Below are 20,483 nucleotides of genomic sequence, written 5' to 3' on the forward strand. Positions count from 1 at the left end.
CGGCGCAGGAGGTCTAAGAGGCGCGGCTGCCTTGAAAACCACGGGATTCCCGATGAAGCGCCTCGCGCCCTCCCTCCGTTCCGCGCTCCTTGCCCCAGCCCTCGGGCTGCTGCTCCTCGCCGGTCTCGCCCCTCCGGCCAAGGCCCAGCGGAACGGCAACTACGAGGTGAACGGCACTAATCCGGACGGCTCCACCTACACGGGGATGATGACCATCCAGCAGGTCGGCCTCGCCTCCTGGCGGGTGCGCTGGCAGATCGGACAGGCACAGGTGGAGGGCTACGCCATGTCCGTCGGCCCCATCTTCTCCGTCGGCTTCGTCGTCGGGGACCGTCCGGGCATGAGTATCTACGAGGTCGCCCCTGATGGCGGCATGTCTGGCCAGTGGACCCTGGTCGGCAGCAGCGCCATCGGGACCGAAAACCTGACGCCGCGCTGAGGCTTTCTGCCCCCGTTCAGGTGGAACTGGCTCAGGCGGCCATGAAGATCCGCCAGAGCATCACCGCGAAGGCCGTTGCGCTGCCCAGGACCGCAACCAGGAGCAGCGCGCGGACGGCATTGAGGACCGCGGCGCCCATGCGCTGCTCCTCAGTCCATTGTTCCCAGGGAAGGGTCGGGTCATAGGGCTCGAGCTCGAGGTCGGGAAAGCGATCGATCGCTGCCTCACGCCTCGGCCGCGCCGCGCGCTTGCGGAACGGGTCGTCATAGGTCGAATGCCGAAGCACCGGCGCCTCCTCCTCCTCCACCGGCCGGGAGAGACCCCGGCAACGGGCGCGTGTTCAACGTTCTCCAAGCAAGCCTGTTTCGTGCGCGCCACAATTGCATCTCACGAATGCGTCACAGCACCGAGCCCGTTCAGAACCTTGTAATAGCCCCTCTTTGTCGATCGCTTTTCGAAAAGACCCAAGAGCGTTTCCGCCTACAACCGGGCCTCGGCCAACCTCCTCTTTAAGTTGTGTTAACACTGTTGCGTACTCGCATCATCTTCAAGGCGGGCGGGCCAACAAGTGCGAAAGGGTACATGCGCCAACAGACGGACAGCCCGACGCATGGAGGTGTGAGAAGCCGGTGCAGCCGCGCCGGCTCGTACACCCAACCCGCGATCTGAAGCGGAGGTTCAGCCCCGCCGTGCTCCCTCTAGGCGAAGCAGCGCGGCCTTCCGCGCAATGCCCCAGCGGTAGCCCCGGAGCGCCCCATCCCGCCCGACCACGCGGTGGCAGGGCACGGCGAGCGCGACTCCGTTGCCCGCACAGGCCCGCGCCACGGCCCGCGCCCCCTGCGGCATTCCCAGCCGCGCCGCGAGTTCCGCGTAGTCCACCGTGCCGCCGGCCGGAATGAGGCGCAGCGCCTCCCAGACCCGCTTCTGGAAGGCGGTGCCGCGCAGATCCAGCGGCAGGTCAAGCGCCCCGCACGGCTCCTCCACCCAGGCCAGCACGCGCGCCACCGCCTCGGACGCCGCCTCGTCCGCGGGCTCGATCCGCGCCGCCGGGAAGCGCGCGGCCAGCCCCGCCCGCAGCCTGGCCTCGTCCTCACCGAACTCGATCGAGCAGACCCCTCGGCCGGTCATTCCCACCATCAGGGGGCCGAGCGCACTACTCCCGAAGGCCGTGCGGATCACCTCGCCAGCGCCTCCGCGCCGCACCGAACCCGGCGTCATTCCCAGCACCCGCGCGCCATCCTCGTAGACCCGGCTCTCGCTGCCGAATCCGGCGCTCGCGACCGCATCGGCGACGCGCTCCCCCGCGGCCAGCGCCTCGCCCAGACGCCGCGCCCGCAGCGCCGCCGCGTAGGAAGCGGGCGTCACGCCCGCGACCTGCCGGAACAGCCGCAAGAAATGGTGGCGCGCATAGCCGGCGCGCTCGGCCAGGGCGGCAAGCGGCGGCACTGCATCCCCGGCCGAGACGGCCGCCTCCATATCGGCGCAGGCCGCGCGTACGGCGGCGGCGTGGATCCCAGCCCTCGCTCCCTGCGGATCGCAGCGCAGGCAGGGGCGGAAGCCAGCCGAAACTGCCTCCGCCACGCTGTCGAAGAAGCGCACGTTTCGTCGCAGCGGCGGCTTCGCGGGGCAGCCGAGGCGGCAGACCACCCCCTGCGTCGTCACCGCGTAGAAGCGCCCGGGCAGGGGCTCCCGCCGAAGCAGGGCCGCCCACAGCGCCTCCTCGCCAGCATCATGGTCGATCAGGGGTTCGGCTGCGTCGCTCATGCCGCCATCTCGCTCGCCGCGCGGGCACAGGGCCATCCGGCCGTTGCGCCCGAATGCCTCAGGTCTGGTCCCCGAGCGCCCGGCGCGACAGCTCCCGCCGCCTCTGCCCCCCGCCCGGCAGCCAGGGATTGATCGTCAGCGCCGCATCGAGGCTTCGCAGCGCGCCCGCCGGATCGCCCGCCTCCTCCTGCAGTTCGGAAAGCGCCACCAGCGCCCCATAGTGCCGAGGCTCCAGCCGCAGCGCCTCCCGCAGGTCCGAGGCCGCCGCCGCCGGATCCCCCGCCGCCGCCTGGGCCTGGCCCCGCAGCACCCAGGATTCCGGGAAATCCGGCTGGAGCGTGATAGCGGCATCGAGGTCCTCAACCGCGTCGCCCGCCTCGTTCGCGCCGAGCGCCCGCAGCCCCTTCCTCAGTAGCAGCCCCACCACCGGGGAACCGCCCTCCGCCCAGAGAGCCTGGATACGCCCCTGGATAGGCCCCGCCGCGGCCTCGTCCGGCGCGGAGGCAAGCGCGTCCAGCAGCCGGTCCAGCTCCGCCCGCCGCGCCTCGGCCGCCCCCGCGCGCGGCATGGGGCTCGCGAGCGGCGGCACGGCCGGGCCCACCCCCGGCCCCGCGCCGGGCGTCGGCAGCACCTGCGCACCGGCCCCACCCGCCGCCAGGACAGCGAGAAGGACCAACCGCCTCATTCCGCCGCCACCCCGGTCGCTGCTGCGACGCTGGCGGCCCGTCGCGCCCTCGCCGCCTCCACCGCCGGTGGAGCCGGGCCGCCGGCCATCCAGTCTAGCAGTTCCACCGTGTGCGCCAGCGGCAGCCCATCACCGCCGAGCTGGGTCAGGCAGCCAATATTCCCGGAGGCCACAAGGTCCGCCCCCGTGCGCTCCAGATTCTCCAGCTTCCGCTCCCGCAGCCGCCCCGCGATCTCCGGCTGGAGGATGTTGTAGGTGCCCGCGCTGCCGCAACAGAGATGCGCCTCGGCCGGGGCGCGCACGTCGAACCCCGCGCGTTCCAGCAGCGTCTTCGGCACCGCCGTGATCCCCTGCCCATGCTGGAGCGAGCAGGCCGCGTGATAGGCGACCGTCAGTCCCGGCCGGTCGCGCAGCGGCGCGTAGTCGAAGCGCGCCAGCACCTCCGACACGTCCTTCGCCAGCCCAGCGATGCGCGCCGCGCGGTCGCGCAGCACCGGCTCCGCCTCGCGGAACATGTGGCCGTAATCCTTCACCGTGGTCCCACAACCCGAGGCGTTGATCACCACCGCGTCCAGCCCCTCGCCCTCTGCTTCCGCCGCCCAGGCCTCGATGTTGGCGCGTGCCTGCGCGTGGGAACTGTCCTGCCGCCCCATGTGGTGCGTCAACGCGCCGCAGCAGCCCTGCCCGGCGGTCACCACCACGTCGAGGCCCATGCGCGTCAGCAGCCGGATCGTCGCCTCGTTGATGGAGGGCGCGAGCACCGTCTGCGCACAGCCCGTCAGCAGAGCGACCCGGCCGCGCCGATGGCCCTCCGCCCGGTGCACCATCGCCCGTGCCGAATTGCTCGCCGGCGGCAGCGCGGCCGGCGCCAGGTCCAGCATCGCCCGCAGCCGCTTCGCCGTCATCGAGGCGCCGCCGAACATCCCGCGCAGCGGCCGCGCCAGCCGCGCCCCGATCAGCGCCGCCCGGAACAGCCCCGGCCGGGGCAGCACCAGCGCCAGCACGCCCCGGATCGCCCGCTCCATGAGCGGCCGCTGATAGGTCTCCTCGATGTGGTGCCGCGCGTGATCGACAAGGTGCATGTAATGCACCCCGCTCGGGCAGGTCGTCATGCAGGAGAGGCAGGAGAGGCAGCGGTCCACGTGCCGCACCTCCTGCTCAGAGGCCGCGCGGCCGGATTCCAGCATGTCCTTGATGAGGTAGATGCGCCCGCGCGGGCTATCTAGCTCGTCGCCCAGCAGCACGAAGGTCGGGCAGGTGGCCGTGCAGAACCCGCAATGCACGCAGGTCCGCAGGATCTTGTTCGACTCCCGGATCTCGGGATCGGCGAGCTGCTCCGCGGTGAACTCGGTGCGCATCCATTCCCCCTGGCATCGCCCTTAAGCCGGCGGCACTCTTTTCGCCCCTCGCCGTTGGCTCACAAAGAGAACATCTGAGACCCGAAGTTCAAGGGCTCCACCAGAAACCCGCCAGAAAAGAGAACGGGAGCCCAGCATGCCGATCCTGCCGAACACCCAGGCCCGGCCCGTGCGCGGCGATGCGCACCGCCTCGGTCGGACGGAGGCCGAGCGTCAGGCCATGCTGATGAACAAGCCCGCCAGCCGCCCGGGCCGCTTCCCCGGTGACGGCGGCCGCGCCCTGCCCTTTGCGGGAAGCGCCCCGCGCAAGGGCTAGCCGACGACGCTACCTCGCGCCCTTACCCGGCGAAGGGGTCGCTCACCGTGATCGTGTCGTCCCGCTCCGGGCTGGTGGAGAGAAGCGTCACCGGCGCCTCCACCAGTTCCTCGATGCGGCGCACATACTTGATCGCCTGCGCCGGCAGCTCGCCCCAGGAACGAGCGCCGCGCGTGCTACCCGACCATCCCTCGATCGTCTCGTAGATCGGCTTCGCCGCCGCCTGCGCCTGCATCCCCGCCGGCAGGCGCCGCACGCGCTCACCGCCGATCTCGTAGCCCGTGCAGATCTTCAGCTCCGGCAGCCCGTCGAGCACGTCGAGCTTCGTCAGCACCAGCCCCTGCACGCCGCCAACCTTCACCGCCTGCCGAACGAGGCAGGCATCGAACCAGCCGCAGCGCCGCGGACGGCCCGTGACCGTGCCGAACTCGTGCCCGCGCTCGCCCAGCAGCTTGCCGGTATCGTCGAACAGCTCCGTCGGGAACGGACCGGACCCAACGCGCGTCGTGTAGGCCTTCGCGATGCCCAGCACGTTGCCGACCGTGTGCGGCCCGACACCCGCGCCCGCCGCGGCGTTGCCGGCCACGGTGTTGCTGCTGGTCACGTAGGGAAAGGTGCCGTGATCGACGTCGAGCATCACAGCCTGCGCGCCCTCAAAGAGCACGCGCTTGCCCTCGGCGCGCGCCGCGTCGAGCCGCTCCCACACCGCCTCCATGAAGGGCAGCAGCTTCGGCGCCCAGCCGAGTAGCTTCTCCACCAGCGCCGCCTTCTCGAACTCCGGCGCGCCCAGCCCGCGGAGCAGCGAGTTATGGTGCAGCAGCAGTTCGTCGAGCTTCTTCGACAGCGTCTCCGGCTCGGCGAGGTCGCAGAGCCGGATGGAGCGCCGCCCCACCTTGTCCTCATAGGCCGGCCCGATGCCGCGCCCGGTGGTGCCGATCTTGTCCCCCCCGCGGGCCGCCTCGCGCGCCTTGTCCAGCGCGGGGTGCAGCGGGAGGATCAGCGGCGTATTCTCGGCGATCCGCAGGTTCTCAGGCGTAACGCTCAGCCCCTGCGCCGTCACCTTCTCGATTTCGGAGAGCAGCGCGTCCGGATCCAGCACCACGCCGTTGCCGATGACGCCAAGCTTCCCGCGCACCACGCCGGAGGGCAGCAGACTAAGCTTGTAGGTCTGGTTGCCCACCACGAGCGTGTGGCCAGCATTGTGCCCGCCCTGGAACCGCACGACGATGTCGGCGCGGCTGGCCAGCCAGTCCACCACCTTGCCCTTGCCCTCGTCGCCCCACTGGGCGCCGATGATGGCGACATTGGCCACGGCCCTACTCCTTCAAAGCCAGCGCGGCATCCGCGCCGCCCAGTTCAACAACATCCGCGCCGCGGAGCTCGTGCGTGCAGCCGAGCGCCCGCGCCTTGTCTGCCGGCGAGAGCGCCGCGACCGTCACCATCCCTTGCCGCCGCAACGCCGCCGCGCGCGCGGGATCGTGCCCCGCCGGCAGGAAGACCCGGCGCGGTGCGGCCACGGCCGGTGCCGCCCGCATCGCCGCATCCGGATAGAGGCTCAGCCCCGTCGCCGGCTCCTCGCCGCTCACGTAGCGTCCGCCACGCCCCAGTTCCCCGGTACGCCCGGGTCCGTAGAGCGTGAAGGCAACGCCCGTGTGATAGCGGAACCCCCGGAACTCCACGGGGTCGAGCGTGATGCGAAGCCCCGGCAGCCGGCGCCGCAGCGCCGCGACGACCTCAGCCGCGTTGTCGGCAATCCGCCGCGGCCCCTCGGGCAGCGGCGCCGCCCGCAAAGCCGCCAGCGCGCCATCTGCCGGCCCCGCCGCCGCCAGCAGTCCCACCAGGAAGATTGCGGGCGGCCCCGCCTCCTCGGCCAGGCGCGAGACCTCGGCCGCATCCTTGCGGTCCAGCGCGCGCGCCAGGCGGTTGCGCGCCGCTCCTTCCAGCCCGGCCGCGTCCAGCAGCGCGGGTGACATCTGCGGCAGGGTGATGTCGAGCCCGACATCCTCGATGCCCACCGCCGCCAGCGCCTCCACGCCCAGCGCCGCGGCTTCCGCATCCGCCTCGGCGCTGTCCACGCCGATCAGTTCCACGCCGAGCTGCGGCAACTGCCGCCCAGGCGCGATCTGCGTGCCGCGCACCCGCAGCACCTGCCCGGCATAGGAGAGCCGCAGCGGCCGCGGCGCATCCCGCAGCCGCGTCGCCGCGATCCGCGCCACCTGCGGCGTGGTGTCCGCGCGAAGCCCCATCATGCGCTGGCTCTCGGGGTCCATCAGCCGGAAGGTCTGGTCGGCCAGCGCGGCGCCCGAGCCCTGCAGCAGGCCCTCCTCGAACTCCAGCAGGGGCGGCTTCACCCGCTCGTAGCCGTGGCTCGCGAAGACCGCCATCATCGCCTCAACCAGCGCCGCCTCCCGCGCCGCCTCGGGCGGCAGCAGGTCGGAAAGGCCAACCGGCAGCAGCGCCGGGTTCGGGGGGTCGTCAGTCACGGGAAGGGGTCATCGGCTGGTGGGGGGATCGCCCGCGCTCTCTTGCGCGGGGTGGATGCCAGCCGGGGCCCCGCGCCGCAAGCCCCGCCCCCTGCCGAACGCCAGCACGCCGTAAGCACGATGCGCTACCATGATCGCCCCGTCCCGCCGGAGAGGATCATCCCCATGAACCGCGCCCTCCTCGCCCTCCCCCTGCTCCTCACGGCCTGCGGCGGCGGCAACCTCATCGGCAATATCGGCCTCGCCGACCCGCTGCGCGGCCCCGCCCGCGCCGCTCCCTTCGAGTACGGCGACACCACGCGCCTCACCGGCCGCCCCGCCGCCGCGGCCAGCGCCGCCGCCCAGATCGAGGCCTTCACCAACGCCGCCGAGACGGACCCGCTCTGGACCCACCCGCGCAACGCGCTCCTCCTGCCACAGCTCCAGATCGCGCGGCGCGAGTTCCGTGAGGCCCTTGGCATCCCCGCCACCACGCCCCCTCTCGTCGCGGTGCGGTCCCTCAACGGCGCGGCCATCGCGCTCGACCGCGCGGACAGCGCCGCAGCCGCCCAGGCCCTGGCCCCACTCGGCGGCGCCGCCACCCTCGCCCGCCTCTCGAACCTCCCCCGCCTGCCTCGCGTCGAGGAAGCGGCGCAGGCCGTCGCCATCGAGTCGAACCAGCCCGGCCGGCAGGGCCGCGGGTAACCGCGCCTTCACCATCGCCGGCGCAAACTCCGCCCCGCCAGGATGGTCGGAGCGAAGAACTTGCCCCAGCACAGCAGCCCGGCGGAGGCCGAGCGCCGCACCGCCCAAGCGCTCGCGCTCCACCGCGCGGACGACCTCGCGGCCGCCGAGCCCCTCTACCGCGCGGTGGTGGCGGAGCACCCGCGCCACTTCCAGGCCCTGCACCTGCTCGGCCTGCTGCGCGCCATGCGCGGGGACCCCGCGGACGCTATCCCCCTCCTCCGCCGCGCCCTGGCGGAGGACGCGCGCCACGGCTTCGTCCACAGCAACCTCGGCAACGCCCTCGTCGATGACGGCCAGCCCGCGGAGGCGCTCGATACCTTCGACCGCGCCATCGCCCTCGACCCGAAGCTCGCCGAGGCCCGCATCGGGCGCGCCAACGCCCTGCAGGCGCTCAACCGCCCGGCCGATGCCCTGACCGCCCTGGAAGAGGCCCGCGCCCTTGGAGCTGACATGGCGGAACTCCACAACAACCGCGGCAACGCACTGCGCGCCCTTCACCGCCCCGCCGAGGCGCTGGCCGCCTATGACCTCGCCATCGCCCGCAAGCCCGACTACGCCAGCGCCCACGCGAATCGCGCGACCGCCCTGGCCGACCTCCACCGGGACACCGAAGCCTTCGCGAGCATCGGTATTGCCCTCATGTTCCGCCCCGACGATCCGGGCTTCCTGAACACCCAGGGCGTCGTCCTCCGCGCCCTGAATCGGCCGGAGGAGGCGCTGGCGAGCTTTGATCGCGCCATCGCCCTCGCCCCGCAGCTCGCCGACCCGCTGGCCAACCGCACCGCCGCCCTCTGCGACCTGGGCCGCCACGAGGAAGCGCTCGAGAGTGCCGAGGGCGCCCTCTCGCTGGCCGACAACGCCGCCGGCCACCGCAACCGCGCCGAGGTCCTCACCCGCCTCGCCCGCCACGCGGAGGCCGAGGCGGAGGATCGCCTCGTCCTGCACGCCGACCCCGCCTCCGGCCAGGCCTGGAACGGCCGCGGCATCGCCCTGACCGAGCTCGGCCGCTTCGAGGAGGCGATGAGCTGCTTCGACCGTGCCGCCGAGCTCCACCCCGGCAACCGCAGCATCCCCTTCAACCGCGGCAACGCCTTCCGTGGCCTCGGCCGGCACGAGGACGCCATCGCCCTCTACCGCGAGGCCCTTGCCGTCGATCCGGATTACGCCGACGCCCACTGGAACACCGCCCTTAGCGCCCTCGCCCTCGGACGGCTGGAGGAGGGCTTCCGCGGCTACGAGTGGCGCTGGCAGCGCAAGGGCTGCCGCCCCCACCGCCACGCCGCATCCCCCCTCTGGGCCGGGAACGCGATGGAGGGCCGCACTCTGCTCCTCCATGCCGAGCAGGGTCTGGGCGACACCATCCAGATGGCCCGCTACATCCCACTAGCGGCCAAGCGCGGCGCGCGCGTGGTGCTGGAGGCGCAGCGCGCCCTTCACCCGTTGCTGTCGGACCTTCCGGGCATCGCCGCACTGATCGGTGCCGACGAAGAGGCCCCGCCGCACGACGCGCAGTGCCCGCTGCTCAGCCTGCCCCTCGCCTTCGGCACGCGGCTCGACAGCATCCCGGCGCCCATCCCTTATCTCCGCGCCGACCCCGCACGCGCCGCCGCCTGGGCGCGCGACCTGCCGGGCGAGGCCTTCCGCCTGGGCATCGCCTGCTCGGGCAACCCGGAGCACGCCGGTGATCGGCACCGCTCCGTTCCGCTCGCCCTCTTCGCGCCCCTGCTGCGCCCAGGCGTAGAGGCCTTCCTCGTTCAAACGCAGGTCCGCCCCTCGGACGAGCCCTTCCTGGCTTCCACCCCCGGCCTCACCGACCTGCGCCCACGCCTGACCAGCTTTGCCGAGACCGCCGCCGTCCTCATGGCTATGGATGCCGTGGTCTGCGTGGACACCAGCGTCGCCCATCTCGCCGGCGCGCTCGGCCGCCCGGTCCACCTGCTGCTCCCCTCCCTGCCGGACTGGCGCTGGCTGCTCGACCGCGTGGACACCCCCTGGTACCCAAGCCTTCGCCTGCACCGCCGCGCCCGGTCGGAGCGGTGGGAGGACGTGATTGCCCGCATCCCCACCGCTCTGGCCTCGGAAAGGCGCCTCGCGGCCTGACTACTCCGCCGCCTGGGAGAGGGGCCGCGCCACGTCCTCCAGCGACTTCCCCTCCGCCGCGAAGCCGAGCTTCCACTCCGTCCCCGCGGCAATGAGCATCAGCGCGGCCCCGAGCAGGTAGCCCCACATGATGTTCACGCGCTCCCCGCCCTCGATCAGCACGCCGAAAAGCGCGGGACCCACCACCCCGCCGACGAGCGTGCCGAAGGCGTAGAACAGCGCTATCCCCATGGCCCGCATCTCCAGCGGGAAGCTCTCCCCCACCGTCAGATAGGCCGCGGAGGCGGCGGCCGAGGCGAAGAAGAAGATCACCGTCCAGGCCAGCGTCTGCTCCCAGGCCGAGAGCCAACCCTGGGCGAAGGCGAAGCCCGTCGCCGCCATCAGCACCCCCGCCAGCGCGTAGGTGCCGGTGATCATCACCCGCCGCCCGACCGTGTCGAAGAAATGCCCGAGCGTCAGCGGCCCCGCGAGGTTCCCCAGCGCGAAGGGCAGCATGTACCAGCCGATATGCGCGGAGGGAATGTCGTAGAAGCGCGTCAGCACCAGCGCGTAGGTGAAGAACACCGCATTGTAGCAAAAGGCCTGGCAGGCCATCAGCACGATGCCCAGCACCGCCCGCTGCGGATAGGTGCGGAACAGCGTCGTTGCCACCTCCCCCAGCGTCGTGTGGGTGCGCGGGTCAATGGTGATCGGCCGCCCCATGATCGGCGGCAGCGGTCCCTTTTCGCGCTCTACCCGCGCCTCGATACCGCTGACGATCTTCTCCGCTTCTTCCTTCCGCCCATGCGTCATCAGCCAGCGCGGGCTCTCGGGAATGTAGCGCCGCAGCAGCAGCACCGAGAGCGACAGCGCGCCCCCGACCCCGAAGGCCAAGCGCCAGCCGATCTCGGGGTCGATCACCGCGGGATCGAGCAGCAGCAGCGAGGAGGCGGCGCCGGCCGCCGCGCCTCCCCAGAAGGTCCCGTTCACCGCGAGGTCCGTCGTCCCTCGCCGCCGTGCCGGAATCAGCTCCTGAATCGCGGAGTTCACCGCTGAATATTCCCCCCCGATCCCCGCGCCCGTGAGGAAGCGGAAGATCGCGAAGGACCAGAAATCCCAGGAGAAGCCGGTCGCGATCGTGGCCACGAGGTAGACGAGCACGGTCAGCGTAAACAGCTTCTTCCGCCCCAGCCGGTCCGTCAGCCAGCCGAAGAACAGCGCCCCCGAGACGGCGCCGAGCAGGTAGGCCGATGCCGTCAGCCCCACCTGCGTCTCCGTCAGTTGTAGCCGCGGGCTCTCGCGGATCGCGCCGGCGAGCGAGCCCACCAGCGTCACCTCCAGCCCGTCCAGAACCCAGGTGACGCCGAGCGCCACCACCACCAGCCAGTGGAAACGGGACCAGGGCAGCCGGTCCAGCCGGTTCGGCACATCCGTTTGGAAGCTGGCGGTGCTCTGGCTGCTCGACATGGTTCCTCCCCGGAAGGACGCGCCGGAGCGGAACCGCAAAGAGGCCCGAAGGTTACAGCGGCGTCAGCCCGCCGCCTCGTGCGCCATCTCCACCCCCACCTCCGCGAAGGCCCAGTCGAGCCACGGCAGCAGCGCCTCGATGTCGGAGGTCTCGACGGTCGCGCCGCCCCAGATCCGCAACCCCGGCGGTGCGTCGCGGTAGGAGGCGATGTCGAGCGCCACTCCTTCCGCCTCCAGGATCGCCGCCAGCCGCTTCGCCACCCGCGCCTGCGCCGCCCCGTCCAGCGCGCGGAACCAGGGCACCGTGATCTTGAGGCAGATGGAGGTCGGCGACCGCGTCGCCGGATCCTCCGCCAGGAAGTCCGCCCAGCCGCTGGCGGAAACCCAACGATCGACCGCCGCGAAATTCGCTTCCGACCGCTCGATCAGCCCGTCCAGCCCGCCGACCGATTCCGCCCAGCGCAGCCCGTCCAGCGCGTCCTCCACGCAGAGGAGCGAGGGCGTGTTGATCGTATCCCCCTCGAAGATCCCCTCGATGAGCTTTCCGCCCTTCGTCAGCCGCATGATCTTCGGCAGCGGCCGCCCGGACTCGTAGCCCTCCAGCCGCGCAACGGCGCGGGGCGAGAGCGCCAGCATCCCGTGCGCCGCCTCCCCGCCAAGCACCTTCTGCCAGGACCAGGTGACGACATCGAGCCGCTCCCAGGGCAGCCGCATCGCGAAGGCCGCCGAGGTAGCGTCGCATATCGCCAGCCCCTCGCGCTCGTCCGCGATGAAATCCGCATGGGGCAGCCGCACGCCGCTCGTCGTGCCGTTCCAGACGAACACGGCATCCCGATGGGGCGCGACAGGATCGAGCGCCGGAAGCTGCCCGTAGGGCGCCTCCCGCACCACCGCATCCGCCAGCCGCAGCTGCGTGACGACGTCCTTGGCCCATTCCTTCGAGAAGGACTCCCAGACGAGCACGTCCACGCCCCGCGCGCCCAGCACCGACCAGAGCACCATCTCGACCGCCCCGGTATCGGAGGCCGGCACGATTCCCAGCCGCCAGTCCGCGGGCATGCCGAGGATCGCCTTCGACCGGTCGATCACCTCCTTGATGCGCGCCTTCGGCCCCGGCGCCCGGTGGCTGCGCCCGAGCATCGCCCCCTCCAGCGCCGCCAGCGACCAGCCCGGCCGCTTGGCGCAGGGGCCGGAGGAGAAGCACGGATTCGCCGGCCGCACCGAAGGCCTCGCCCTGCCCAGCTCGATCGTCGCACCCATGTGCCTCGCCCCTTGCCCGCAGACCGCGCCGCGGCCCAGGACCCTGCGCTTGCTACCGCTCGTTCCGCGGGTCAAGCGCCCGCCCCCGAATGACCGGAAGCAACCTCCGGAACGACGCCCCGTTGCGCCCGCGATGCGACACGAAACAGCCACCCTCCTGATCGCCCTGGCCGCCCTGGCGCTCGTCGGCCTGCTGGTGCCGGACGTGCTGCTCATCTTCTTCGCGGGGTGTCTGCTCGCGGTGGCCCTCCGGGCTGCCGGTGTCCCCCTGGCCCGGTATCTCAACATCGCCGAGCACTGGGGCGTCATGATCGTGGCCCTCCTCGCGCTCATCGTGATCGGCCTCGTCGTGTGGTTCGGCTTCGCCACCCTGGCCGGCCAGGTGCGCGAGTTCACGGAGGCCGCCCCGCGCGTGCTGCGCAGCCTTGCCGAGCTGTTCAACGGCCTGCCCGGCGCGGAATGGCTCAAGCGGAACACCTCGCCCGAGTCCATGGAGCCCTCTGCCCAGGCCGCGGCGAACTTCGCGCTTGCCGGGATCGGCGGCTTGCTCGGCGCCCTGGGCAACGTGCTGCTCGTCCTGCTGCTGGGTCTCTACATAGGTGCCGACCCGACCCTCTACCGGCGCGGCGCGCTCGCGCTCCTCTCGCCGGGGCTCCGCCCGCGGGGCGAGGCCACGCTGAACGCGATGGCGGATTCGCTGCGCGGCTGGTTGCTCGGCCAGATGTTCGGCATGACCTTCACCGGGGTCTTCACCTTCCTGGGTCTTTGGGCGCTCGGCGTCCCGCTCGCCGCGCTGCTGGCGATCCTCACCGCAATCTTCGGCTTCATGCCCTATATCGGCCCGGTGATCGGCGCGGTCCCGGCCGTGCTGATCGCGGCCTCGCAGGATCCCTCCCTCGTGCCCTGGGTGGTCGCGCTCTTCTTCGCTTCCCAGAACATCGAGGGCAATTTCCTCACGCCCATGGTGCAGAAGCAGTCCGCGGACGTACCGCCGGCGGTGCTGCTCGGCGCCCAGGCGATCTTCGGCACGGGGCTCGGCTTCCTCGGCGTCCTACTCGCCGCGCCCGTCGCGGCGGCGGCGCTGGCCGCCGTGCGCGTCTCCTACGTGGAGGGCTGGGTTGAGGACCCCGCCGACGCGACCCGAAAGCCCCTGATCCGGCCCTAGACCGCAGCCACCCGCGCCGGATCGACCGTCACGCCATGGTCCAGCGGCCCGTGCCCGCGCCCGTAGCCGGGCGCGGAGCGGATCGCCGCGGCCACATACCCCCGCGCGCGCAGGACCGCGTCCCGCAGCCCCATGCCCTGCGCCAGCCCCGCCGCGATCGCGGAGGCCAGGGTGCAGCCCGTGCCATGGGTGTGCCGCGTCTCGATGCGCGGGCTCTCGAAGACCTCCACCCCCTCCTCGGTCGCCAGCACGTCCGTCACCACCGGTCCCTCCAGGTGCCCGCCCTTCAGCAGCACGGCCGGCACGCCAAGTGTCATCAGCACCTCCGCCGCGTGGTGCATCGTCCCGACATCGCGGATCTCCATCCCTGACAGCACCTCTGCCTCCGGCAGATTGGGCGTCAGCACGGTCGCCAGCGGCATCAGCCGTCGCTTCAGCGTCTCGACTGCGGCCGGGTCGAGCAGCCGCGCGCCACCCTTGGCCACCATCACCGGATCGGCGACCAGCGGCAGGCCCGCACCCGCCAGCGCATCGCAGACGGCATCGATGGTCGGGGCATCCGCTAGCATCCCTGTCTTGATGCAATCCGCCCCGATATCCTCGAGCGACATGCGGATCTGCAGCTGCAGGAAATCGAGCGGCACCGGGTGCACGGCCCGGACGCCCTCCGTGTCCTGGGCCGTCAGCGCCGTGACGGCGGTGGCCGCATAGGCCCCCATGGCCGTCACCGCCTTGATGTCCGCCTGGATGCCCGCGCCGCCGCCGGAATCAGACCCGGCGACGATCAGCACGCGTCCCTTCATTCCGCCGCCACCCGCGAGGGCGAGGCCGCCGCCCTCCGGATAACATCGGCCAGCCGCGCCGTCAGCATCTCCACAAGCGAATCCTCTTCCGCCTCGACCATCACCCGGATCAGCGGCTCCGTCCCGCTCGGGCGGATCAGCACCCGCCCGCGCGATCCCAGCTCCGCCTCGGCGGCCGCCACCGCCTCGACCACCCGCTCGTCCTCAAGCGGCGACCCGCCGGCATGGCGAACGTTCACCAGCTTCTGCGGCAGCGGCCGGAAGCGGCGGAGCACCTCGCTCGCGGGGCGCCCCTGTTCGACCAGCACGGCCAGCACCTGCAACGCCGCCACCAGCCCGTCCCCGGTCGTGCCGTGGTCAGAGAGGATGAGATGCCCCGACTGCTCGCCGCCGAGGTTGCAGCCCCGCTCGCGCATCGCCTCGCCGACATACCGATCGCCGACCTTCGTGCGGTGCAGATTGAGCCCCTTTCCGTTGAGAAAGCGTTCAAGCCCGAGATTCGACATCACGGTCGCCACCACGCACTTCCCGTTCAGCCGCCCGGACGCCGCCCAGGACTCGGCCACCACCGCGAGAAGCTGATCCCCGTCTACGACCACCCCGGTCTCGTCCACGAGCACCACCCGGTCCGCGTCGCCGTCGAGCGCGATGCCGAGATCGGCCCGCCTCTCCCGCACGAGGGCCGAGAGTTGCCCCGGCGCCGTGCTGCCGCAGCCGTCGTTGATGTTGAAGCCATCCGGCGCGACGCCGACGGAGACCACCTCCGCCCCCAGCTCCCACAGCACGGTCGGCGCCACGCGATAGGCGGCGCCATGCGCGCAATCGACGACGATCCGCAGCCCCTCCAGGCTCCGGCCGCGCGGGAAGCTGGCCTTCACCGCCTCCATGTAGCGCCCCTGTGCGCCCTCCAGCCGCGAGGCGCGGCCGAGCTTCGACGGAGCGGCCAGCGCGGAGGTGAGGTCACCCTCCATCATCGCCTCGATCGCGATCTCCTGCTCGTCCGAGAGCTTCAGCCCGTCCGGCCCGAAGAGCTTGATCCCGTTGTCCTCGTAGGAGTTGTGAGAGGCGCTGACCATGACGCCGAGATCCGCCCGGAGGCTCCGCGTCAGCAGCGCGACGGCCGGCGTCGGCAGCGGGCCGAGCAGCACGACATCCATCCCCGCGCCAACGAAGCCCGCGGTCAGCGCCGGCTCCAGCATGTAGCCCGAAAGCCGCGTGTCCTTGCCGATCACCACCCGATGCCGGTGCTGGCCCCGGTTGAAGTAGCGCCCTGCCGCCTGGCCCAGCCGAAGGGCAGTGGCCGCGTCCATCGGCGCGCGGTTCGCGACACCCCTGATGCCATCGGTACCGAAAAGACGCCGCTGCGCGTTCGTCATCAAAACCTCACCTCACTCGACGCGCCATCATAACGCGGCACAGGCAACACGGCTCTGCAATGAAACGAGAGGTTGTACCGCTACCGTTCCGGCCGTGCGTCCGGCTGCCGCGCCGAAACCATCCCTAGCACCACTTCGCGGCGCAAGCCTTGCCTTAGGATTGCGGCACCCCTGCGACACTCGCACGCCAAAGTCGCAGCGCGGCCACCGTCTCCGCCACGTCGTGCACCCGCAGCATGGCCGCTCCCCGCGTCGCGGCCGAGACCGCTACCCCGAGGCTGCCCGCCATCCGGTCCGCCGGTGCCTTCACCCCGGAAAGCGTGCCGATGAAGCGCTTGCGCGAGGCCCCCACCAAGATCGGGCAGCCCAACCCCAGCAGAATCGGCAGGCGGTCCAGCAGTTCGAGGTTGTGCTCCATCGTCTTGCCGAAGCCGATGCCGGGATCGACCGCGATCCGCTCCCGCGGGATGCCGGCCGCCTCGCAGGCGGCGATCCGCCCGGCCAGGAACTCGGTCACCTCCAGTGTCACGTCCGCGTATTGCGCGTGCTCCTGCATGGTCGCGGGCTCGGTGCCGGGCATGTGCATGAGCACAACCGAGCAGCCGGCCTCCGCCGCTACCGCCAGCGCCTCCGGATCGTGGCGAAGGGCGGTGACGTCATTCACCACCTCGGCCCCTGCCTCCAGCGCCGCCCGCATAGTGGCGGCGTGGCGCGTGTCGACGCTCACAGGCGCGTCGCGGGCGATCGCACGAATCACCGGCAGCACCCGCGCCATCTCCGTCTCGGCATCCACCGGCAGCGCACCGGGGCGGGTGCTCTCCCCGCCCACATCGATCATGTCGGCACCCGCGGTCAGCATGGCATCGGCCGCCATCAGCGCCGCGCGAGGGTCGAAATGCTTGCCGCCATCGGAAAAGCTGTCGGGCGTGACGTTCAGCACCCCCATGACCAGTGGCCGCCCGAGGCTCGCCGTGTCGGGCAGGCCCGCAAAGGGGCGGGGCGGCCGGGTCAGGGCCAACACCGCCTCCTGCCAGTCCTCCGGCGTCTCCACCGCGGGCATCAGCCCGGCCGCGCGCCCGTCCTCGATCAGGCGCACCAGCGTAAAGGCCGCCGACCCGCCCTCCAGCGGCAGGGCAGCCCCGGCGGCCACGGCGGCGAAGGCGCCCCGTCCGTGCAGGAGACCCATCGGTTCGACCCAGCGCGCCATCGGTCCCTCCCTCCCCCGTGCCATCCGGCGCATCGGGGGGTCACGCACGGAAACGGGGGCCACTGAGGGCCCCCGTTCCATTCAAGCGTTTCGTGGTCCCCAGCGCCAGGGGGCGTGGGCGGAAAGCCCCGCCTCAGGCTCCGGAGGGAGCCGGCTGCATCCCCCCAGCGTCGGGCCGCGGGTTGGGCCGGCCGGAGGTCGGCACGCTGCCGCGCCCCTGGTTCACCGGCTCGTCCGGCCGGTCCCGCACGACTGGATCGCCCCGCAGCACCTGCCGGATCTCGTCGCCCGAGAGGGTCTCGTATTCCAGCAGCCCCTTGGCCAGCAGGTGCAGCTCCTCGATCCGGTCCGTCAGCGTCTTCTTCGCCCGCTGATAGGCCGTGTCGATGATCGAGCGGATCTCCCCGTCGATCGCCTGCGCCGTCGCCTCGGAAACATTCTTCGACTGCGTCACCGAGTGCCCGAGGAAGACCTCCTGGTCGTTCGAGCCATAGGCGACCATGCCGATCTTGTCCGACATGCCCCACTCGGTGACCATCCGTCGAGCCAGATCGGTCGCCATCTTGATGTCGCCCGAGGCGCCGTTGGACACCTTATCCGGGCCGAAGATGATCTCCTCCGCGACCCGGCCGCCCATGGCCATGGCAAGCTCGGCCTTCATCTTGGACTTGTGCTTGGAATAGCGGTCACCCTCCGGCAGGGACATCACCAAGCCCAGCGCGCGGCCGCGCGGGATGATGGTGGCCTTGTGGACGGGGTCGCACTCTTCCTCGCTCATCGCCATCAGCGCGTGGCCGGCCTCGTGATAGGCGGTCATCCGCTTCTCGGCCTCGGACATCACCAGCGAGCGACGCTCGGCGCCCATCAGCACCTTGTCCTTCGCCTGCTCGAACTCGTGCATCCCCACCGTCCGGCGCCCGGTGCGGGCCGCGAGCAGCGCCGCCTCGTTCACGAGGTTGGCGAGGTCCGCGCCCGAGAAGCCCGGCGTGCCGCGCGCGATCACCTTCGGCTCCACGTCGGAGGCCAGCGGAACCTTCCGCATGTGGACACGCAGGATCTTCTCCCGCCCGTTCACGTCGGGGTTCGGCACCACGACCTGGCGGTCGAAGCGGCCGGGGCGCAACAGCGCGGGGTCGAGCACGTCCGGCCGGTTCGTCGCCGCGATAAGGATCACCCCCTCGTTCGACTCGAAGCCGTCCATCTCCACGAGCATCTGGTTCAGCGTCTGCTCGCGCTCGTCATTGCCGCCGCCCAGGCCCGCACCGCGGTGCCGGCCGACCGCGTCGATCTCGTCGATGAAGATGATGCAGGGGGCGTTCTTCTTGCCCTGCTCGAACATGTCGCGCACGCGGGAAGCACCCACGCCCACGAACATCTCCACGAAGTCCGAGCCCGAGATGGTGAAGAAGGGCACGTTGGCCTCACCCGCGACCGAGCGCGCGAGCAGCGTCTTGCCCGTGCCCGGAGGTCCGACCAGCAGAACGCCCTTGGGGATCTTGCCGCCGAGGCGCTGGTACTTCTGGGGGTCGCGGAGGAACTCCACGATCTCCTCGAGCTCGCCCTTCGCCTCCTCGATGCCCGCCACGTCCTCGAAGGTCACGCGGCCGGACTTCTCCGTCAGCAGCTTCGCCTTGGACTTGCCAAAGCCCATGGCCCGGCCTCCGCCGCCCTGCATCTGCCGCATGAAGAAGACCCAGACGCCAATCAGCAGCAGCATCGGGAACCAGGAGATGAGGATCTGGAAGAGCGGGTTGACGTCGCTCTCCTCGGGCCGCGCGACAACGCGTACACCCTTTTCCGTCAGCCGCTGGACGAGCTGCGGGTCCTCAGGCGTGTAGGTGCTGAAGGTCCGCCCGTCCTGGAGCTGGCCAGAGACGATCCGCCCCTGGATGGTGGCGTCCCGCACATGCCCTTGCTGAACCTCGTTGAGGAAGTCCGAATAGGCCACCTGCATCCCACGCGCGGAGGAGGTGCCCGACGGCTGGAACAGATTGAACAGCGCCACGAGCAGCAGGGCCACGATGACCCAGAGCGCGAGGTTGCGACCGAAATTGTTCACTTGGAGGTCCCGATCCTTGGCCGGCGAAACCGGCACGCACAACAAGATAGGGATGCGATGGCTAACAGGGAACCACCAGATGAACCGGGTTTCACGCGACTGGTCCAGTAATCGGGTGGAATTCGACCTTCACACCCTCGTGGCGCCCACCAGGGAGACCTGGGGCGGCGAGAAGCCGCCCGTCGGCATCCCTCACCGCCGCTAGACCCGCCGCCACCAGCGCGGGCATCCGGCCCCGTCCCGCCACCTCGCCGAGCGCCCCGACGGCCGCCCCCTCAGGTGCCGTGACCACCCGCCAGCGTCCATCCCAAATCACACCCGGCAGGGCCGGCGCCGCCGGCGCGCAGCGGGCCGGCTCCCGGCAGAGCACCGCGCCCCGCCAGACCGCGCCGCCGAGGCTGCCCCCGCCTCGCGCGAGCATCGCCGCGACCGCCCCGCGCCCCGGCGGGTGCCCACCCCCGCCCAAGGCCCGGACCAGGGCTGAGAGCGCCGCCTCTGCCACCGCATCCGTTCCCAGCGCGCCCCGGTCCAGCCGCGCCCAGCCCTCCGGCTCGAAGCGCACGGCCTGCGCCAGCCGCGCCGCTACCAGCCCTCGCATTCTCTCCCGACGCGCCGCAAATCCTGCGCCCGTCTCGGACAGCGCCGCGACGCCAGGCCCGTCGGGATCTCCCAGCACCGCCCGCAGCCGCGCCCGGGCAAAGCGCGGGTCGCCGTTGGAGGGGTCGCGCACCGGCACCAGCCCCTGCGCGGCAAGGAAATCCTCGATTTCCCCGGGCCCCATTCCCAGCAACGGCCGCAGTACCAGCACCCCACCCGCCGGCCGCGCCGCCGCCATGCCTGCCAGCCCCGTCTCGCCGGAACCACGGAGCGCGCGGAAAGCCACCGTCTCCGCCTGGTCCGCGCGGTGATGGCCCAGCAGCAGCCAGGGCGCCCCTGCCGCCTCGCAGCCCTCGGCCAGAGCCGCCAGCCGCGCAGCCCGCGCCCGCTCGTGCAGCCCCGGTCCGGGGGAGAGCCCCAGGGAAAGCAGCCGCGCCCCGATGCCCATGCCGCACAGGCGCCGGACCACTCCGTCCGCCTCCGCCGCGCTGCCCTCCCGCAAGCCATGATCCGCGACCAGGGCGATCACCCGTCCGCCACGCGCCGCTGCCCAGCCACGCGCCAGCACCGCCAGCGCCAAGCTGTGCGGCCCGCCCGAAACCCCGATGCCCAGCACCGGCGCCGGCCCGAAGGGCCCCAGCCCGGCCATGGCAACCGCGAACCCGGCCTCCAGGCCAGCCACCCGGCTAGCCAGCAACC

General features: G+C 71.8%; 18 protein-coding genes. 5 read left to right on the forward strand and 13 right to left on the reverse strand.

Annotated elements, in window-relative coordinates; all coding sequences use genetic code 11:
- The first annotated feature begins 52 nt into the window (after positions 1 to 52).
- Positions 53 to 439, forward strand: coding sequence for a hypothetical protein (locus D9599_RS00370; protein WP_198379225.1), 387 nt, complete (start codon positions 53 to 55; stop codon positions 437 to 439).
- Positions 440 to 470: 31 nt separating this feature from the next.
- Here D9599_RS00370 and D9599_RS00375 read toward each other — a convergent pair whose 3' ends face one another.
- The 4 genes from D9599_RS00375 to glcF all read right to left on the reverse strand — a co-directional run bounded on the left by D9599_RS00375 (position 471) and on the right by glcF (position 4,246).
- A complete protein-coding gene (locus tag D9599_RS00375; protein ID WP_198379226.1) occupies positions 471 to 725 on the reverse strand; it encodes a hypothetical protein in 255 nt (84 codons plus the stop codon).
- Positions 726 to 1,117: 392 nt separating this feature from the next.
- Positions 1,118 to 2,203: a methylated-DNA--[protein]-cysteine S-methyltransferase gene (locus D9599_RS00380; protein ID WP_198379227.1), complete on the reverse strand. Its 1,086-nt coding sequence runs from the start codon at positions 2,201 to 2,203 to the stop codon at positions 1,118 to 1,120.
- Between the two features lie 58 nt (positions 2,204 to 2,261).
- Entirely contained in the window at positions 2,262 to 2,879 is a 618-nt protein-coding gene (locus tag D9599_RS00385) for a tetratricopeptide repeat protein (RefSeq protein WP_232479994.1), read from the reverse strand.
- A gap of 5 nt (positions 2,880 to 2,884) precedes the next feature.
- The gene (gene glcF / locus D9599_RS00390) at positions 2,885 to 4,246 is read right to left on the reverse strand and encodes a glycolate oxidase subunit GlcF (RefSeq protein WP_198379229.1); all 1,362 of its coding nucleotides are present in this window, start codon (positions 4,244 to 4,246) and stop codon (positions 2,885 to 2,887) included.
- A 136-nt stretch (positions 4,247 to 4,382) separates the two neighbouring features.
- On the opposite strand from glcF, the gene D9599_RS00395 reads away from it, so the two are divergent.
- A complete protein-coding gene (locus D9599_RS00395) occupies positions 4,383 to 4,562 on the forward strand; it encodes a hypothetical protein (RefSeq protein WP_198379230.1) in 180 nt (59 codons plus the stop codon).
- A 22-nt stretch (positions 4,563 to 4,584) separates the two neighbouring features.
- Here D9599_RS00395 and D9599_RS00400 read toward each other — a convergent pair whose 3' ends face one another.
- Complete coding sequence (locus tag D9599_RS00400; protein WP_198379231.1) at positions 4,585 to 5,874, reverse strand: adenylosuccinate synthase; 1,290 nt, start codon at positions 5,872 to 5,874, stop codon at positions 4,585 to 4,587.
- Positions 5,875 to 5,878: 4 nt separating this feature from the next.
- The gene (locus D9599_RS00405) at positions 5,879 to 7,045 is read right to left on the reverse strand and encodes an ATP phosphoribosyltransferase regulatory subunit (RefSeq protein WP_198379232.1); all 1,167 of its coding nucleotides are present in this window, start codon (positions 7,043 to 7,045) and stop codon (positions 5,879 to 5,881) included.
- A 165-nt stretch (positions 7,046 to 7,210) separates the two neighbouring features.
- Here D9599_RS00405 and D9599_RS00410 point away from each other — a divergent pair, with 165 nt between their 5' ends.
- A complete protein-coding gene (locus tag D9599_RS00410; protein ID WP_198379233.1) occupies positions 7,211 to 7,729 on the forward strand; it encodes a hypothetical protein in 519 nt (172 codons plus the stop codon).
- Positions 7,730 to 7,789: 60 nt separating this feature from the next.
- Positions 7,790 to 9,871, forward strand: coding sequence for a tetratricopeptide repeat protein (locus D9599_RS00415; RefSeq protein ID WP_198379234.1), 2,082 nt, complete (start codon positions 7,790 to 7,792; stop codon positions 9,869 to 9,871).
- Here the strand turns inward: D9599_RS00415 and D9599_RS00420 are convergent, their stop codons facing one another.
- Together D9599_RS00420 and D9599_RS00425 are read right to left on the reverse strand one after the other, a co-directional pair.
- Positions 9,872 to 11,317 (reverse strand): MFS transporter, encoded by a 1,446-nt coding sequence (locus D9599_RS00420; protein ID WP_198379235.1) that lies wholly within the window; start codon positions 11,315 to 11,317, stop codon positions 9,872 to 9,874.
- Between the two features lie 63 nt (positions 11,318 to 11,380).
- The gene (locus D9599_RS00425; protein ID WP_198379236.1) at positions 11,381 to 12,577 is read right to left on the reverse strand and encodes a phosphoserine transaminase; all 1,197 of its coding nucleotides are present in this window, start codon (positions 12,575 to 12,577) and stop codon (positions 11,381 to 11,383) included.
- A 133-nt stretch (positions 12,578 to 12,710) separates the two neighbouring features.
- On the opposite strand from D9599_RS00425, the gene D9599_RS00430 reads away from it, so the two are divergent.
- Positions 12,711 to 13,742, forward strand: coding sequence for an AI-2E family transporter (locus D9599_RS00430; RefSeq protein WP_198379237.1), 1,032 nt, complete (start codon positions 12,711 to 12,713; stop codon positions 13,740 to 13,742).
- On the opposite strand, the gene thiD is transcribed toward D9599_RS00430, so the two are convergent.
- The 5 genes from thiD to tilS form a co-directional block, all read right to left on the reverse strand.
- On the reverse strand, positions 13,739 to 14,545 hold the full coding sequence (thiD, locus tag D9599_RS00435; RefSeq protein WP_198379238.1) for a bifunctional hydroxymethylpyrimidine kinase/phosphomethylpyrimidine kinase: 807 nt from the start codon (positions 14,543 to 14,545) through the stop codon (positions 13,739 to 13,741). The genes D9599_RS00430 and thiD overlap by 4 nt on opposite strands.
- A complete protein-coding gene (gene glmM / locus D9599_RS00440) occupies positions 14,542 to 15,921 on the reverse strand; it encodes a phosphoglucosamine mutase (protein WP_198379239.1) in 1,380 nt (459 codons plus the stop codon). The genes thiD and glmM overlap by 4 nt, the downstream gene beginning before the upstream one ends.
- A gap of 154 nt (positions 15,922 to 16,075) precedes the next feature.
- The gene (gene folP, locus D9599_RS00445) at positions 16,076 to 17,128 is read right to left on the reverse strand and encodes a dihydropteroate synthase (RefSeq protein ID WP_198379240.1); all 1,053 of its coding nucleotides are present in this window, start codon (positions 17,126 to 17,128) and stop codon (positions 16,076 to 16,078) included.
- A gap of 133 nt (positions 17,129 to 17,261) precedes the next feature.
- Complete coding sequence (ftsH, locus tag D9599_RS00450) at positions 17,262 to 19,187, reverse strand: ATP-dependent zinc metalloprotease FtsH (protein ID WP_198379241.1); 1,926 nt, start codon at positions 19,185 to 19,187, stop codon at positions 17,262 to 17,264.
- A gap of 91 nt (positions 19,188 to 19,278) precedes the next feature.
- Positions 19,279 to 20,466 carry a tRNA lysidine(34) synthetase TilS gene (gene tilS, locus D9599_RS00455; protein ID WP_198379242.1) on the reverse strand — a complete coding sequence of 396 codons (1,188 nt, stop codon included), beginning with the start codon at positions 20,464 to 20,466 and terminating at the stop codon, positions 19,279 to 19,281.
- Between the last annotated feature and the right edge of the window lie 17 nt (positions 20,467 to 20,483).

Source organism: Roseomonas sp. KE2513 (assembly GCF_016107305.1).
Taxonomy (GTDB): domain Bacteria; phylum Pseudomonadota; class Alphaproteobacteria; order Acetobacterales; family Acetobacteraceae; genus Roseomonas.

Coding starts and splice junctions, on each gene's coding strand:
- D9599_RS00420 (WP_198379235.1), bottom strand. CDS start 11,317: ATGTCGAGCAGCCAGAGCACCGCCAGCTTCCAAACGGATGTGCCGAAC.
- D9599_RS00380 (WP_198379227.1), bottom strand. CDS start 2,203: ATGAGCGACGCAGCCGAACCCCTGATCGACCATGATGCTGGCGAGGAG.
- D9599_RS00410 (WP_198379233.1), top strand. CDS start 7,211: ATGAACCGCGCCCTCCTCGCCCTCCCCCTGCTCCTCACGGCCTGCGGC.
- D9599_RS00370 (WP_198379225.1), top strand. CDS start 53: ATGAAGCGCCTCGCGCCCTCCCTCCGTTCCGCGCTCCTTGCCCCAGCC.
- thiD (WP_198379238.1), bottom strand. CDS start 14,545: ATGAAGGGACGCGTGCTGATCGTCGCCGGGTCTGATTCCGGCGGCGGC.
- folP (WP_198379240.1), bottom strand. CDS start 17,128: ATGGCGCGCTGGGTCGAACCGATGGGTCTCCTGCACGGACGGGGCGCC.
- D9599_RS00425 (WP_198379236.1), bottom strand. CDS start 12,577: ATGGGTGCGACGATCGAGCTGGGCAGGGCGAGGCCTTCGGTGCGGCCG.
- glmM (WP_198379239.1), bottom strand. CDS start 15,921: ATGACGAACGCGCAGCGGCGTCTTTTCGGTACCGATGGCATCAGGGGT.
- D9599_RS00395 (WP_198379230.1), top strand. CDS start 4,383: ATGCCGATCCTGCCGAACACCCAGGCCCGGCCCGTGCGCGGCGATGCG.
- glcF (WP_198379229.1), bottom strand. CDS start 4,246: ATGCGCACCGAGTTCACCGCGGAGCAGCTCGCCGATCCCGAGATCCGG.
- D9599_RS00430 (WP_198379237.1), top strand. CDS start 12,711: ATGCGACACGAAACAGCCACCCTCCTGATCGCCCTGGCCGCCCTGGCG.